The 15,051-nt window shown below is 67.0% G+C and carries 11 protein-coding genes; 4 read left to right on the top strand and 7 right to left on the bottom strand.

Translation table 11 applies throughout. The annotated features are described in order from the left end of the window. Positions 1-99: 99 nt before the first annotated feature. From AB3X99_RS20960 to AB3X99_RS20970, 3 genes are read right to left on the bottom strand one after another with little or no spacing between them, the layout of a single operon-like run. Positions 100-1,656 (bottom strand): efflux transporter outer membrane subunit, encoded by a 1,557-nt coding sequence (locus tag AB3X99_RS20960; protein WP_368618019.1) that lies wholly within the window; start codon positions 1,654-1,656, stop codon positions 100-102. Then, positions 1,653-2,915: an efflux RND transporter periplasmic adaptor subunit gene (locus tag AB3X99_RS20965; protein WP_368618020.1), complete on the bottom strand. Its 1,263-nt coding sequence runs from the start codon at positions 2,913-2,915 to the stop codon at positions 1,653-1,655. The genes AB3X99_RS20960 and AB3X99_RS20965 overlap by 4 nt, the downstream gene beginning before the upstream one ends. A gap of 10 nt (positions 2,916-2,925) precedes the next feature. Next, the gene (locus tag AB3X99_RS20970) at positions 2,926-6,108 is read right to left on the bottom strand and encodes an efflux RND transporter permease subunit (protein WP_368618021.1); all 3,183 of its coding nucleotides are present in this window, start codon (positions 6,106-6,108) and stop codon (positions 2,926-2,928) included. A gap of 547 nt (positions 6,109-6,655) precedes the next feature. Here AB3X99_RS20970 and AB3X99_RS20975 point away from each other — a divergent pair. Together AB3X99_RS20975 and AB3X99_RS20980 are read left to right on the top strand one after the other, a co-directional pair. Continuing rightward, positions 6,656-6,868, top strand: coding sequence for a hypothetical protein (locus tag AB3X99_RS20975; protein WP_069265225.1), 213 nt, complete (start codon positions 6,656-6,658; stop codon positions 6,866-6,868). Positions 6,869-7,002: 134 nt separating this feature from the next. Beyond that, positions 7,003-8,046 carry a serine/threonine protein kinase gene (locus tag AB3X99_RS20980; protein WP_368618022.1) on the top strand — a complete coding sequence of 348 codons (1,044 nt, stop codon included), beginning with the start codon at positions 7,003-7,005 and terminating at the stop codon, positions 8,044-8,046. 15 nt (positions 8,047-8,061) lie between these two features. Here the strand turns inward: AB3X99_RS20980 and AB3X99_RS20985 are convergent, their stop codons facing one another. Beyond that, positions 8,062-10,020, bottom strand: coding sequence for a DUF3857 domain-containing transglutaminase family protein (locus tag AB3X99_RS20985; protein ID WP_368618023.1), 1,959 nt, complete (start codon positions 10,018-10,020; stop codon positions 8,062-8,064). Positions 10,021-10,462: 442 nt separating this feature from the next. Here AB3X99_RS20985 and AB3X99_RS20990 point away from each other — a divergent pair, with 442 nt between their 5' ends. Continuing rightward, positions 10,463-11,863: an OFA family MFS transporter gene (locus AB3X99_RS20990; protein WP_069265223.1), complete on the top strand. Its 1,401-nt coding sequence runs from the start codon at positions 10,463-10,465 to the stop codon at positions 11,861-11,863. 13 nt (positions 11,864-11,876) lie between these two features. Further along, on the top strand, positions 11,877-12,005 hold the full coding sequence (locus AB3X99_RS20995; RefSeq protein ID WP_069265222.1) for an oxalate:formate antiporter: 129 nt from the start codon (positions 11,877-11,879) through the stop codon (positions 12,003-12,005). A gap of 177 nt (positions 12,006-12,182) precedes the next feature. Here the strand turns inward: AB3X99_RS20995 and AB3X99_RS21000 are convergent, their stop codons facing one another. From AB3X99_RS21000 to AB3X99_RS21010, 3 genes are read right to left on the bottom strand one after another with little or no spacing between them, the layout of a single operon-like run. Beyond that, positions 12,183-13,205: an XdhC family protein gene (locus AB3X99_RS21000; protein WP_368603787.1), complete on the bottom strand. Its 1,023-nt coding sequence runs from the start codon at positions 13,203-13,205 to the stop codon at positions 12,183-12,185. Then, complete coding sequence (locus AB3X99_RS21005) at positions 13,178-13,750, bottom strand: carbon monoxide dehydrogenase subunit G (RefSeq protein WP_342949619.1); 573 nt, start codon at positions 13,748-13,750, stop codon at positions 13,178-13,180. Before AB3X99_RS21005 ends, AB3X99_RS21000 begins: the two co-directional genes overlap by 28 nt. Then, a complete protein-coding gene (locus tag AB3X99_RS21010; RefSeq protein ID WP_368603789.1) occupies positions 13,741-15,051 on the bottom strand; it encodes a VWA domain-containing protein in 1,311 nt (436 codons plus the stop codon). The genes AB3X99_RS21005 and AB3X99_RS21010 overlap by 10 nt, the downstream gene beginning before the upstream one ends.

Genomic DNA, 15,051 nt, shown 5'->3' on the forward strand with positions numbered 1-15,051 from the left:
GATCTCCAGCAATATGGCAAAGGCGCAACGATACGCCTGTTGGGCAAATGGCGTTGTCGAGCGCCGCAGGCCGGGTGCCTGGCGTGACCGCGCGGCCGTTTAGCCCGGAGCGCGCGAGGCGCCTGGCTGCGCGCTGCGAGCGGCGGCCGGCGCAGCGCCTTGCGGCCCGCTGGCGGGCTGCGCTTTGTGCGCGTCGTCCGGGTGGACCAGCGCCGCGTCGCTCGGCAAGTCCGCCGCGTTCCAGCCGCCGCCGAGCGCCTTCACGAGCGCGACGCTCGCCGCCATGCGCCGGCGCGAGATCGCCACGGCCTGGCGTTCGTTGGTGAGCGCCGTGGTTTGCGCGACCACCACGTCGAGATAGGTGATCGCACCGCCCAGATAGCGATTGTTGATGGTGACGAGCGTGCGCTGCGCGGCATCCACCGCGCGGTCCTGGGCGTTCGCCTCCTGCTCCAGCACGCGCAGCGACGCGAGGTTGTCCTCGACCTCGCCGAAGGCGTCGAGCACTGTCTGGCGATATTGCGCGACGTTCTCGTCGTACTGCGCGCGCGCTTCGTTGCGCACCGCCTCGCGCCCGCCGAAGTCGATCAGCGTGCCCGCGAGCGTCGGCCCGAGCGACCAGAAGCGCGCGGGCGCGACGAGCCACTGGCTGAAGTTGGTCGCCTCCAGGCCGCCCGTGACCGCGAGCATGAGGTTCGGGAAGAACGCCGCCGTCGCCACGCCCACCTGCGCGTTCGCGGCGGCCACACGGCGCTCTGCGGCCGCGATGTCGGGGCGCCGTTCGAGCAGCGTCGACGGCACGCCCGGCGGGCTCGCGATCGCGCGCACCGCGTAGGCTTCCTTCGGCGCGGCAGCGAGTGTGAACGTGGAAGGCGACTGTCCGATCAGGATGGCGATGGCGTGCTCGAGCTGAGCGCGCTGCACGCCGAGATCGATCGCCTGTGCCTCGGTGGTCTGCAGCTGCGTTTGCGCCTGGCCCACGTCGGCGTCGGTGGCGATGCCGCCCGCGTAGCGGTTCTGCGTGAGTTCGAGCGATTCGCGGTAGGCCTTGATCGTGTCGTCGAGCAATTGCCGTTCGCGGTCGATGCCGCGCAGCTCGAAGTAGTCGGTCGCGAGTTCGGCCTGCATGGAGAGCAGCACGGCCTGCATGTCGGCGGCGCTCGCCTGTGCGTTCGCCTTGGCGGCCTCGACGTTGCGCGCGACGCGGCCCCAGATATCGGGCTCCCATGTGGCGTCGATGCCCACGGAGTAGTCGTTGATCGTTTGACCGGCCTTCGACGTGTACAGGAGATTCTGCGAGGTGCGGTAGCGCGAGAAGTCGCCGCTCGCCGTCACGAGCGGAAAAAAGCTCGAGCGCTGCTGCGCGACGTTCGCGCGCGCCGCGCGAAAGTGCGCCTGCGCGGCCTGCACGTTCTGGTTCGCGCCTTCGACCTGGGCTTCGAGCGCGTCGAGCGTGGCGTCCTCGTAGATTGTCCACCACGCGCCGCGCGAGGCGCTATCGGCGGGCTGCGCAATCGTCCAGCCCGTGCCTTCGAGTTCCTTGAACGTCGCGGCCACGGGCATGGTGGGGCGCACGTAGTCGGGGCCCCCCTTGCAGCCGCCGAGCGCCGCAAGCATGGCCAACGCGCACAGTCGAATCCGCGCGTGCTTCATCATTCGCCCTGCGCCTGCGCGCTGTTGCCCGTGTTCCTGCCCGCGCCACTCGCACCGCTCGCGCCATGCGCCGCATCGGCCTCGTGCTCGCCGTGCGGCTGCACGATGCGCACCGGCGTGCCGTCGACGATCGCGTCCTGCGGATTGACGATCACGCGCTCGTCGCCCGTGAGTCCCGACGCCACCGCCACGCGCGTGCCGAAGTCGGTGCCGAGCGTCACATTCACGAGCTTCACGCGATTTTGCGCATCGACAGTCGCCACCTTCACGCCGTCGGGGCGGAACAGGAAGGCGTTGCCGGGCAGCGTGATCGGCGTGGCCGAACCGTCGAGCGCGAAGTGGACCTGCGCGTAGGCGCCGGGCAACAGTTCGCCGCTGCGGTTGTCCACATCGACTTCGACCAGCATCGTGCGCTGCTGCGCATCGACGGCACCCGCCGTGCGCGCGACGATGCCGGGAAAGTGCTTGCCCTGCTCTTCGTTGAGCGTGAGATACGCATGCTGCTGCACGCGGATCTGCTGCGCGTAAGCCTGCGGCACGTTCGCGTACACGCGCAGACGGTCGGCCTGCGCAAGATGGAACAGCTCCTTTTGCGAGGTGCCGCCGTTGCCCGCGTCGATGAGTGCGCCCACGTCCACGTTGCGCGCCGTGACGATGCCGTCGAAGGGCGCCGTCACGCGTTCGTACGACTGCAGCTGCGAGAGCCGTGAGACGTTGAAGCGCGCGGAGTCGAGCGTGGCCTTTTTCGCGAGCATGTCGCCGACTTTTTCATCGGTGTCCTGTTTTGCCACCGAGCGCGTTTGCAGCATCTGCGTCCAGCGGTCGGCCGTGGTTTTCGCGAGCGCGTAGTTCGCTTCGGCGTTGGCGAGATCGGCGCGCGCGGCGCGCAACTGGTCGTCCACTTCGGGCGCGTCGATTTCGGCGAGCAACTGGCCCGCCTTCACGTGCGCGCCGATGTCGAAGTACCACTTGCGCAGATAGCCGCTCGTGCGCGCGTAGATCGGCGTGTCGAGAAACGCCTGCACGTTGCCGGGCAGCACGAGGTCGAGCGCGCGCGTCGAGCGCTGCGGCGTGACGACCTGCACGGTCAGCGTACTCGCGCTCTTTGCCTCGCGTTCGAGCGCCGCATGCGCGCTATGGCGCGACCAGATGCCCTGCGCCGCGAGGCCGAGCACGATGAGCGCGGCGAGCACAAGGGGCCAGCGCCGCGATCGATGACGCGACGGCTCTTGCGGCGAAGGCGTTTGCGAATGATTCGTCATGACAGGGTATTCATGATTTGGGCACCACGTTTTCACTGGCGCGCTGGCGGCGCTCGCCGAGCTTGCGGTAGATGAGCGAGAACACCACGGGGACGAAGATCAGCGTGGCGAGCGTGCCCACCGCGAGGCCGCCGATCACGGCGCGCCCGAGCGGTGCGTTCTGCTCGCCGCCTTCGCCCAGGCCGATGGCCATCGGCACCATGCCGATCACCATGGCGAGCGCGGTCATGAGCACGGGGCGAAAGCGCGTGTAGCCCGCTTCGATCGCGGCGCGCGCCGCATCGCCGTGCAGGCGCAACTGCTCGCGCGCGAAGCTGATGACGAGAATGGAGTTCGCCGTGGCGATGCCGATACACATGATCGCGCCCGTGAGCGCGGGAATGGACAGCGTGGTGTGCGTGAGGAACAGCATCCAGACGATGCCCGCGAGCGCGCCCGGCAGCGCCGTAATGATGATGAACGGATCGAGCCACGACTGGAAGTTCACGACGATCAGCAGATACACGAGCACGATCGCGAAGACGAGCCCGCCGAACAGTCCGGAGAACGAATCGTTCATCGTCTGCACCTGGCCGCGCAGCTTGATGCTCGACGTCTTCGGCAGCTCGCCGCGCGTCTGGTCGACGATCTTCGCGATGTCGTCGGAAACGGCGCCCAGGTCGCGCCCGTCGGCGGTGCCGTAAATGTCGATAGTGGTCTGCGCGTTGTAGTGCGTGACCACCGCGTCGCCCGAGATGCGCTGCATGCTCGCGAGCGAGCCGAGTATGTTGCTGCGCCCGTTCGCGGTGAGTGGAATGTTGGCGAGCGATTGCAGCGAATCGATCGTGTATTGCGGGGCTTCGGTGACGACGTTGTAGCTCACGCCGTTGATCGGGTTGAGCCAGAACGTGGGGGTGGTCTGCTGGCTGCCCGAGAGTGTGATGAGCAGGTCGCTCGCCACGTCCTTCTGCGTGAAGCCCGCCTGCTGCGCGCGCGTGCGGTCCACGTCGATGAAGATGCGCGGCAGGTCCGCGGGCTGCTGGATGCGCGCGTCGACGAAACCGGGCACGCCGCGCAGCCGAGCGAGCAGCTTCGCCGCGAACGCGCGGTTGCCGGCCACGTCGCGCCCGACGATCTGCACATCGATGGGCGAGGGCATGCCGAAGTTCAGCGTCTGGCTCACGATATCGGCGGGCAGGAAGGCGAACTGCACGCCCGGAAACTCGTTGTTGAGCGTGTGCCGCAGGAGGCGCACGTAACCGGCGGTGGAGTGATGGTCCTCGTTCAGCGAGATCAGCACGTCCGCGTCGGACGTGCCGATGGTGCCCGTGTTGCTGTACGAGAGGTTGATGCCCGAGACCGGCAGGCCGATGTTGTCGATGATCGAATGCAGCTCACCCGGCGGAATCAGCGTGCGCACGCGCTTGTCGATACGGTCGACGAGCACGGCAGTTTCTTCCACACGCATGCCGGTTTTCGCGCGCACGTGCAGCGCGATGGTGCCCGCATCGACCTGCGGAAAGAAGTCGCGCCCGAGGAACGGCATGAGCAGCAACGACGCGCCACAGCAGGCGAGAAACGCCACCACGAACCACACGGGATGCTTCACGCGCGCCGTGAGAAACTCGCGATAGCGCTCGCGCAGCCCCTCGAAGCCGCGCTCGAACGCGAGGTGCACGCGCATGAACGGATTGCGCGTCGCGCCATGCGTGTGATGCAGGTCGGCGGCCTTGCGATGGTGGCGCATCAGGTACTTCGCGAGCGTGGGAACGAGCGTACGCGAGAAGAAGTACGACGCCAGCATCGCAAACACCACGGCTTCCGCGAGCGGAATGAAGAGGTAATGCGCCACGCCCGTGAGCAGGAACATCGGCACGAACACGATGCAGATGGAGAGCGTGGAGACGAGCGTGGGGATCGCGATCTGATGCGCGCCGTCGAGAATCGCCTGTTCCAGCGTCTTGCCTTGCTCCAGTTGCTGGCTGATGTTCTCGATCGCGACCGTTGCGTCGTCAACCAGAATGCCGACCGCGAGCGCGAGCCCGCCCAGCGTCATGATGTTGATGGTCTCGCCGAGCGCCGCGAGCACGATGACCGAGGTGATCATCGACAGCGGAATCGAGATCGCGATGATGAGCGTGGCGCGCCAGTTGCCGAGAAACAGCAGGATCATGAGCGCCGTGAGCGCGGCGGCGATGAGCGCTTCGCGCAGCACGCCCTGCACGGAGGCGCGCACGAACAGCGACTGGTCGGCGACCGGATCGATATTGAGCGACGGTGGCACGAGATTGCGCAGCGTCGGCATCATTTCCTTGATGCGATCGACGATCTCCAGCGTCGACGTGTTGCCGCTCTTGTTGATGGTGAGAAGTGAGGCGCGCTGTCCGTCCACGCGCACGATATTGGTTTGCGGCACATAGCCGTCGCGCACGTGCGCCACGTCGCGGATGTAGATCGTGCCGCTATCCGTGGTTTTCACGGGAATGTCGTTCAGGCCCGCTAAGCTCTCGGGGCTTGCATTCATCGTCACCGAATATTCGGTTGCGCCGATTTTGGCCGTTCCCGAAGGCAGGATGAGGTTTTGCGCGCTGATCGCGTTCACCACGTCCATGGGCGAGAGATTGTGCTGCTGCAGCGCGCGCTGGTTGATGTCGACCATGATCTGCCGCTGCTTGCCGCCATAGGGCAGCGGCGCGGAGGCGCCCGGCACGGTCGCGAGCTGCGTCTTCAGGAAGTTGTTGCCGTAGTCGAACAGCTCCTGCTCGGTCAGCTGCGGCGAAGACAGCGACAGGCGCAGGATCGGCACCGTCGAGGCGTTGTAGCGCAGGATGAACGGCGGCTGGATGCCGGGCGGCAGCGAGCGCAACTGCGCCTGTGACAGCGCCGTGACTTCGGCGAGCGCTTCCTGGATATTGGCATGCGGCTGGAAGAAGATCTTCACGACCGCAATGCCATTCAGCGACGTCGATTCGGTGTGCTCGATATCGTTCACCGCCACGGAAAGGCCGCGCTCGTAGTTGAGCACGATGCGCTTTTCCATCTCGTCGGCGGGCAGACCCGTGTAGGTCCAGATCACCGAGAGCACCGGAATGTCGATGTTCGGGAAGATGTCCGTGGGCGTGCGCAGGATCGTCAGCGGCCCGACAATCAAAAGCAGCAACGCGAGCACGACGAACGTGTACGGGCGCTTGAGCGCGAGTCGAACGATCCACATGGAACGGCGGGTTCCTTCGCTGGTGGCGGAGTCTGGCTCGCGCGGCTGGTCTGGCCGCGGTGGCGAGCGTTCAGGTTATCGGTATCGTGGCGGGCTGTTGTGGCGCGCGTGCGGTCTTTGCCTGTGCTGCGCCGGGCCTTTGTGGTGCACGGTTGGGACAGGACTATAGCGCCACTCACCTTGCATCAGCGTACTTTTTCAGGGACTGCCCTAGCAAGGTCGCGAAGAATGGGGTTTACCATCTGTTACAGTCAGGTTTTCGTAAGATGCGTGAGCGAAGCGGGGCGGGGCTGTGGCGGCACGAGGCGCCAAATGCATGCCGCCGTTGATACACCCCCCTATTTTTTCGCTTTGCTCGCGCGCTCAAACAGGCAACAATGGGGTTGCCAAGGGTCCGGCCGTGCTTAAGCGCGCGGCGAGAGCGGGTCGCCCGAGGCGGGTTTGGATGCGCGCGCAACTGATCGTGCGCATCGGTTTTTTTGTCAGCATGCCGACCGGACTTCCTTCGAGGGAGCCGGCGAAGGTAGCGAGGTAACGGGGAAACATCATGCAAATCGGTTCTATTGTCCGTTCCGTTCATATCGCGGTGCCACAGGGTGCGCGCGGCATCGTGATGCGCATTCTCGGCGACATGGCGATGGTGACGTGGTATGCCGGGGAGCCCGGCACGTCGGCGCAGCTCAATACCGAGCCCTTTTTTCTCGAAGATCTGATCGATACGGGCGAGCACGTCATGCCCGCCGGCGCGCAGATCCACTGAGTCTGGGCCGTGTGACACGTTGACGAGGCGCCCTGCGTCTCGTCGCAGGGTTGTGCGCCGCGTTTGTGTTCATCATGTCTGCCGTGCGCAGCGATTGCTCGCCGGCACTGCCCGCAAGAGGCACAATTGCGGGTATGAATTACGATCCTTCTCCTGTCCCGGGCGGCCCCTCCGGTCCCGGCGACCAGCAAGCCGCGCCGTACGCGCGCCTCACGCCCGAATGCGTGCTCGACGCCGTCGATGGCGTGCTGATCCCGGCCGAGCGCCGCACGGATGGCCGCATGCTCGCGCTCAACAGCTACGAGAATCGCGTGTACCAGGTGGGCGTGGAAGACGGGCCGCCGCTCATCGCCAAGTTCTATCGCCCTGAGCGCTGGAGCGACGAGGCGATACTCGAGGAGCACGCATTCGTCGCCGAACTCGCCGCGCGCGAGATTCCGGCCGTGCCTGCGCTCGCCTTCGAAGGGCGCACGCTGCACGAGTTCGACGGGTATCGCTTCTCGCTGTTCGAGCGGCGCGGCGGCCGCGCGCCGGATCTCGACCGCAGCGACACGCTCGAATGGCTCGGCCGTTTCATCGGGCGCATTCATGCCGTGGGCGCAACGAGGTCGTACGAGGCACGCCCCACGCTCGACATTCAGTCCTACGGCTACGAGCCGCGCACGTATCTGCTCGAACACGGCTTCGTGCCCGAGGACGTGCGCGAAGCATGGCAGGCCGCGGTGACGCTCGCGCTCGAAGGCGTGGAGGCGGCCTTCGAGCGCGCGGGCGAGGTGCGGTCGTTGCGCCTGCACGGCGACTGCCATCCGAGCAATGTGCTCTGGACCGACGCCGGCCCGCATTTCGTGGACTTCGACGACAGCCGCATGGGTCCCGCTATCCAGGATTTGTGGCTGCTTTTGCCCGGCGATCGCGCGGGCGCTTCGCGTGCAATGGCCGATTTGCTCGCGGGTTACGAGGACTTCTGCGAATTCGAGCCGCGCGAGCTGCATCTCGTCGAAGCGCTGCGCACGCTGCGCCTCATCCACTACTCGGCCTGGCTCGCGCGCCGCTGGCACGATCCCGCGTTTCCGGCCGCCTTCCCGTGGTTCAACACGCAGCGCTACTGGGAAGAGCGCATTCTCGAACTGCGCGAGCAGATCGGCGCGATGCAGGAAGGACCGCTCTGGCCCGTGTGAACGTCGTGCGCCGGCTCACTGCGCGCTCGCCGGACTATCCGGTGCGCCGCCCTGGGCCGACGGCTTGACGATCAACTGCGCGCGCAGGTCGCGCGCCATCGTCTCGAACGCGGGGCGCATCTGCGCGAAATCGTCGGCGCTGCATACGTCGCTCGCGAAATGCGTTTGACCCGTACGCGTGACGCGCAGCACATTCGCCTGCGGGTCGAGCGCGTAGTGCGAACTGAAATCGATGAAACGGTTGTCGGCGTGCTGCGGCATGGGGACGTCGAGTACGCGCATGCCCGGCGGCAGCACGATGCGCGTGCGCTCGGTCACCACCACGTTGCGGCACATGAAGGGCTGCGTGCGCCGCGATTCGCCGAGCCAGTAGCGCAGATTCGCGTCGAGCCCGCCCACGAAGCTCGTGAGCGTGGGCACGGGCGTGGTCATTTCCGGGTCGACGAAACCGTCGAAGGTGCCCGTGAGCGTGAGCACGAGCGGACCCGCCGTGGCGTCGAGCGGGCTGGAGGCGAGCGTGGCGTTGCCGCGCAGGTTGGCGTTGCGCAGCTCCCATTGCAGCGACTCCTCGCGCTGCGCGGGCGTTTGCAGGCGCAGCACGCTGCGCGTCTGTTCGGCGGACCAGCCCTCCGACTGCAAGCGGTAGATGAAGCGCGCCGAGCCGTCGGGCGCGACCGTGATGTCGAGATCGCTCTCGCGCGTGGTCGTAGCCGTGGCGGGCGTGCGGACCTGGGTGCCGTCGCCGGCGAGCACGGCCTCGCGGTCCATGTCCGTCGACGGCAAATAGCCGAACTCGATGTTGCTCGCCGTGGAGTCCGCGAACATCTGCAGATCGGGCAGCCAGGTGATGACGTGATTGATCACGCCGAAGCCGGGGACGCTCGGCAGCGTGTAGACCGTGCCGCTGTTCACGAGCGCCGGCGTGCTGCGGATGCCGACGGCCCCGAGCAGCGCGCCGTAGAGTGCGACGTGGTCCTTGCAGTCGCCGTAGCGGTTCGCGAGCACGTCGGTTACGTGGTGCGGCACGATCTCGCCGCGCCCGATATTCATCGCCACGTAGCGGATGTTGCGGCGCACCCAGTCATAGAGCGTTTGCGCTTTGGCGCGCGGCGTATCGTCGTGCGCCGTGAGCGTCTGCGCAAGGCGCACGATGGCCGGGTCGCGCACGGTCGGATCCGCCGCCGCCTCGCGATAGACCGTCGCGAAGGCCGCGTAATCGGGAAAGGTGGACACCATCAGCCGGTCGCCGTAGCTCACGTAGGCGACCGAGCCATATTCGAGGCGCTCGAAGTTCGACTTGTCGTAGCGGTACTCGTAGCGCGTGCGGCCGTTCACGGTGGCCGGCGGCAGCACCGTGAAGCCGCGCGCGTCGGCGTAGAGCGGCACTTTCGCGGGCAGGTCGTAGATCACGCGAAAGCGGTGCGTGGGCGCGAGGTCGGGCGGCGTGAAGTCGCTGAACCAGCCCGGCACGAGCGGCACGCGCTGGATCTTGCGCCACGTGAGATGCACGCGCGCGCCCGGCTCCACGGCGGGGAACACGATCACCTTGTCCTGCACGTCCTGGAACATCGGGGCGTCGAACGAGCGCACCTCCTGCACGTCGCGGATCTGCTCGGGGCGCACGTCGTGTCGCCCGCCCTGGGCGTCCTCGGTCCACGCTTCGAGCACCTCCACGTGGGCCATCTCGCGGTTGAACCACACGTAATACTGGCCCGCGCGCGCGATGCCGGCCTCCGTGTTCACGCGCAGCGTGAGCGAGTCGAGCTTGGTGTACGAGCCGTCCGCGTTGACGGTGAAGGTCTGCGTTTCCGCTTCGTTGGTGTAGGGCGCCTGCGCGGCGCTGCCTGCCGGATTCAGCGTGCCCGCTTCGAGGGGCACCGGCGTGAGCTGCGCCACGCCCGGGCGCAGGTCGGCGGCGAAGGTTCCCGTGACGGGGCCGAGCACGGCTAGGCAAAGAGCGAGAGCGAGGCGCATGGGGGGCTCGGCAGGTGGCGGGTCGCAGATAGGCGCTACTTCTGCCACTTAAAAGTCATGCAACCCGCTTGTCAAGCGGATGGCCCGCACACCGCCCGCAGGGGGCCCTGAATCGAGTGTTGAGTCTAAACGCGCAACGACATGCCCGCCTGCAACGTTCTCCGCGGCGTCATAGGTCCCCCCACCGATTTGCTGCGCACGCAACAATCGAGGAAACACGGCGGCGCGCGGGCCGTTGTAGGGCATATGTATGTTTACCTCATATTGCCAAGGAGGCGGTTGGGGACTAAGGTTCGTGCAGCCGTCAAGCGGCAATTAAGTGTTCTATGCGTTTGCGCATGTAAAGAGCACGAAAGACCACGCCTACCAACAGCCATTTTGGATGGAACCAGAGCGAGCGCCTACCCCGCGCTCTCAACCTCTGGTCGATTCGGGAGATCCCATGAGCAGCGTTGCAGATTCGACGCGCGGTGCGCAAAGCGCACCTTTCTTTTCCAAAGAGGCGACCATCGCCCCGCCGGGCTTTTCGCGCTGGATGGTGCCGCCCGCGGCGCTGGCCGTGCATCTGTGTATCGGCCAGGCCTACGCGTTTTCCGTGTTCAACGCGCCGCTCACGAAGGTGATCGGCATTACGCAGTCCGCGGCCGATGACTGGTCGCTCACCACGCTGGGCTGGATTTTCTCGCTGGCCATCGTGTTTCTCGGCCTTTCCGCCGCGTTCGGCGGCAAGTGGCTCGAACGCGTGGGCCCGCGCCGCACGATGTTTACCGCGGCGTGCTGCTTTGGCGGCGGTTTCCTCGTTTCCGCGCTCGGCGTGTATCTGCATCAGATCGCGCTGCTCTATCTCGGCTACGGCGTGATCGGCGGCATCGGCCTCGGGCTCGGCTATGTCTCTCCGGTTTCGACGCTGATCCGCTGGTTCCCCGACCGCCGCGGCATGGCAACGGGCCTCGCGATCATGGGCTTCGGCGGCGGCGCGATGATCGCCGCACCGCTCTCCGTCATGCTGATGAAGCACTTCGCGAGCGACACGAGCGTGGGCGTCGCCCAGACCTTCGTGGTGCTCGGCGTGGCCTACTTCATCTCGATGACGATCGGCGCCATCACCATCCGCGTGCCCGCGCCGGACTGGAAGCCGGCGGGCTGGACCCCGCCCGTCGTGGCGAAGAAACTCGTGTCGAACCAGCACGTGCATATCGACCAGGCGCTCAAGACGCCGCAGTTCTACCTGATCTGGCTCGTGCTGTTCCTCAACGTGACGGCCGGCATCGGCATTCTGGGTCAGGCCTCGGTCATGATCCAGGAAAGCTTCAAGGACACCGTGAGCGCCGGCGCGGCGGCGGGCTTCGTCGGCCTGCTCTCGCTCTTCAACATGGGCGGGCGCTTCGTGTGGGCGTCGGCCTCCGACTGGGTGGGCCGCAAGAACACCTACTTCATCTTCTTCGTGTTCGGCGCGGTGCTCTATTACGCGGTGCCGCAGTTCGCGCAGAGCGGCAACATCGTGTTCTTCGTGCTCGCGTTCTGCCTGATTCTCTCGATGTACGGCGGCGGCTTTTCGACCGTGCCCGCGTATCTCGCGGATATGTTCGGCACGGCGTTCGTCGGCGGCATTCACGGCCGTCTGCTCACCGCTTGGGCCGCGGCAGGCGTGGCGGGCCCGGTGCTCGTGAACTACGTGCGTGCGTATCAGGTCGCACACGGCGTGGCGAAGGCCGATGCGTACACGATGACCGTGCACATCATGGCCTCGCTGCTCGTGGTCGGCTTCATCTGCAACCTGCTCGTGCGCCGCGTGGACGCGAAGCATCACATGAGCGAGACGCAACTCGCCGCCGGTAAATAAGGAGGAACGCGCAATGTCTACCCAAGCTGCCCCGAAATCGTCGAACAAGACGCTGATGGCGATCTTCTGGCTCTACGTGCTGGTGCCGCTCGTGTGGGGCGTGACCAACACGCTCACGCAGGCGATGAAGCTGTTCGGCTGATGCCGTGACGCTCAGGTGAAGCGAGGCGGCGCAAGCCGCCCGCCAGAAACACCCTATTGCGGGCCGCCGACGAAAGTCGCGACCCGCAGTTTTTTTGGGGGGCATAGTAGTGACACGAGCGCGAGACAGACGACGACGGGCGCTCACCTCACGCGTGAAGGCGGCCGCGCAGCGGCCTCACACGTCGCACGTCGATCCCGCGCCTGCTGCGTGTTCGCGCGCGGCCTTTGCGCCTTCCACCTGGAGAATGGTCGGCAGCGAGACGCCGTTCTTCGCCGCCGTGACCTCCGCGAGGATCGACACCGCGATTTCCGGCGGCGTGCGGCTGCCGATGTAAATGCCCACCGGCCCATGCAGCCGCGCGAGTTCCGCCTCGCTCAGGTCGAACTCCTTGAGCCGCTCGCGCCGCGCCGCGTTGTTGCGCCGTGAGCCCAGCGCGCCGACGTAGAACGCGGGCGTCTTGAGCGCCTCCATCAGTGCGAGGTCGTCGAGCTTGGGGTCGTGCGTGAGCGCGATCACGGCGCAGCGTTCGTCGAGCTTCATGTCGAGCACCGTGTCGTCGGGCATCGTGCGCACGAGCGCCGTGCCGGGCACGTCCCAGGTGTCGGTGTATTCCTCCCGCGGGTCGCACACCGTCACCTGGTAATCGAGCCCCACCGCGATCTGGCAGAGATAGCGCGAGAGCTGCCCCGCGCCGATCACCAGCATGCGGTAGCGCGGCCCGTGGATCGTGAGCAGGCGCACGTCGTCGAAGTCCACGCCATCGGTCGCTTTCGCGGGGCCGAGCGTGGCGCGGCCGGTCGCCATGTCGAGTGTGCGCGCAACGAGTTCGCCGCGCTCGACGGTTTCGAGCAGTTCGCGAATGCCCGAGGCCTCGGAGAGCGGTTCGAGCACGAGCTGGATCGTGCCGCCGCACGGCAGTCCGAAACGATGCGCCTCTTCCGCCGTGATGCCGTATTTGACGGCTTCGGGCTTCACGATCGTCACGCCTTCGCGGCGCACGCGGTCGATCAGATCGTCCTCGATGCAGCCGCCCGACACGGAGCCGACCACGAGGCCGTCGCCGCGCACCACGAGCATCGCGCCCTCGGGACGCGGCGACGAGCCCCACGTTTTCACCACTGTCACCAGCAGCGCGCGGTGCCCTGCGTCGAGCCAGCGCACGCTGGATTTCAGGACTTCGAGATCCACGCTGTCCATGATCGTTTCCTCTTCGGTGTTTCCTCTGCGCCTTCGCCTTGCGGCTGGCCTTCTGCGTCGCTCGCGGCGGGTTCCGCCGTCTCGTCGGTATTTTCCTGCGCGCCGCCGCCCAGCTGTTCCCCGAAACGCTTGAAAAACTCGCCGGCGATCTTGCGCGCCGCGCCATCCACGAGCCGCGAGCCGATCTGCGCGAGCTTGCCGCCCACCTGGGCGTTCGCGGTGTAGGTGAGCGTGGTCGATTCGTCGCCGGCGGATTCGAGCTTCACGTGCGCGTCGCCCTTGCCGAAGCCTGCGGCGCCGCCCTGGCCCTCGAAGACGATCGTGTAGCTGTTCGGCGCGTCGATATCGGCGAGCTGCATGCGGCCTTTGAAGCGCGCCTTCACCGGGCCCACCGCGGCGGTTAGCGCGACGGCGTAGGCGTTCTCACCGTCGGCTTCGATGCTTTCGCAGCCCGGTATGCACGCCTTGAGGATCGCCGTGTCGTTGAGCGCTTCCCAGGCGCGCTGTTGCGGCACCGGCAGCGTGTGGCTTTCGGTCAGCTCCATCGTGTGTCTCCTTGTGCCGGGCGCGCCTCCAGAGTATGCAATGCGCGTGCCGGTTTTGGCAGATGAGTCGCCAGATGCGTTGCTGCACGAGGCGCGGGCCCGATCGGCGCGGCTTCGCACAAGCTGCGCGCAAACGCTTCGAGGCTGTCGAGATTGTGGACGGGGTAATGCGCGTCGACGTGGGGCAGCATCGCCTGCACGCCGCGCGCCTTGGGCGCGAAATCGCGGTAACGCAAGAGCGGATTGAGCCAGATCACGCGATGCGCGAAGCGGTGCAGGCGCGCCATCTCTTCGCTGAGCAGACCGCATTCATCGTGATCAAGCCCGTCGGTGACGATCAGCACTGTCGCGCGCCCCCCGAGCATGCGGCGCGCCCAGCGGCGGTTGAATTCCGCAAGCGTGGCGCCGATGCGCGTGCCGCCGGACCAGTCCGCGACCTGGGTGGCGAGCTGGGCGAGCGCGACGTCGGGGTCGCGTTCGCGCAGCGCGCGCGTGGCGTGGGTCAGGCGCGTGCCGAACAGGAACACTTGCAGGCGTTCGCGCGATTGCAGCAACGCATGGCAGAAGTAGAGCACCGCGCGCGAGTAGCTGCTCATCGAGCCGGAAATGTCGAGCAGCAGCACGAGCGGCAGCTTGCGTTCCACCGGCGCGCGATATTTCCACACGGTCCAGTCGCCGCCCGCGCGTACCGCATGGCGCGCGCTCGCGCGCAGGTCGGCGTGGGTGCCGCGCGACGATGCCTTCAGGCGCCGCGTGCGAACGGTGGCGAGCGGCAGGCGGCGCGCGCGGATCAGGTGGCGCAGCGTGCGCCATTCGTCGGCGGTGAGCGTATCGAAGTCGCGCTGGCGCAAGCGCTCTTCGGCGCTGAACGTGGCGTGTGCGCGCAACTCGTGTTCTTCGTGCGAGGGCGGTGGCTTCGCGCCCGGCCGATGGGCAGGGCGCGCCGCGAGCGCGTCGGCGAGGCGGTTGTTGCGGCGCGGCGGCGGCACGCCGCCTTGCACCTTCGGCAGCAGCAGCGCGCGCAGCTTGCCTTCGAAATCCGGATCGCGCCAGAACAGCGCGAACGCCGCGTCGAAGATCTCGCGCTCGTCGGGCGCACTCGTGAGGAGCGCGGCGAGCGCTGCGTGCACGTCGTCGCGGCGGCCGAGGTCGATGTGGCGCAGCGCGTCGATCGCGTCGACGGCGCGCGAAGGCGACATCGGCAGGCCCGCGCCGCGCAGCACGCGCACGAAATGCACGACGTTGCGCGCGAACACGGGCGCGAGCGTGGGCATGGCGGCGGGCGATGTGGCGCGGGGCAT

Source organism: Paraburkholderia sp. BR10882, assembly GCF_040948855.1.
Lineage (GTDB): Bacteria > Pseudomonadota > Gammaproteobacteria > Burkholderiales > Burkholderiaceae > Paraburkholderia > Paraburkholderia nodosa_A.

Bases quoted from the DNA above. Each gene is read 5' to 3' on its own strand.
- AB3X99_RS20960 (WP_368618019.1), bottom strand. From the start codon at position 1,656: ATGATGAAGCACGCGCGGATTCGACTGTGCGCGTTGGCCATGCTTGCG.
- AB3X99_RS20995 (WP_069265222.1), top strand. From the start codon at position 11,877: ATGTCTACCCAAGCTGCCCCGAAATCGTCGAACAAGACGCTGATGGCG.
- AB3X99_RS20970 (WP_368618021.1), bottom strand. From the start codon at position 6,108: ATGTGGATCGTTCGACTCGCGCTCAAGCGCCCGTACACGTTCGTCGTG.
- AB3X99_RS21010 (WP_368603789.1), bottom strand. From the start codon at position 15,051: ATGCCCCGCGCCACATCGCCCGCCGCCATGCCCACGCTCGCGCCCGTG.
- AB3X99_RS20985 (WP_368618023.1), bottom strand. From the start codon at position 10,020: ATGCGCCTCGCTCTCGCTCTTTGCCTAGCCGTGCTCGGCCCCGTCACG.
- AB3X99_RS20990 (WP_069265223.1), top strand. From the start codon at position 10,463: ATGAGCAGCGTTGCAGATTCGACGCGCGGTGCGCAAAGCGCACCTTTC.
- AB3X99_RS20965 (WP_368618020.1), bottom strand. From the start codon at position 2,915: ATGACGAATCATTCGCAAACGCCTTCGCCGCAAGAGCCGTCGCGTCAT.
- AB3X99_RS21000 (WP_368603787.1), bottom strand. From the start codon at position 13,205: ATGGACAGCGTGGATCTCGAAGTCCTGAAATCCAGCGTGCGCTGGCTC.
- AB3X99_RS21005 (WP_342949619.1), bottom strand. From the start codon at position 13,750: ATGGAGCTGACCGAAAGCCACACGCTGCCGGTGCCGCAACAGCGCGCC.
- AB3X99_RS20975 (WP_069265225.1), top strand. From the start codon at position 6,656: ATGCAAATCGGTTCTATTGTCCGTTCCGTTCATATCGCGGTGCCACAG.
- AB3X99_RS20980 (WP_368618022.1), top strand. From the start codon at position 7,003: ATGAATTACGATCCTTCTCCTGTCCCGGGCGGCCCCTCCGGTCCCGGC.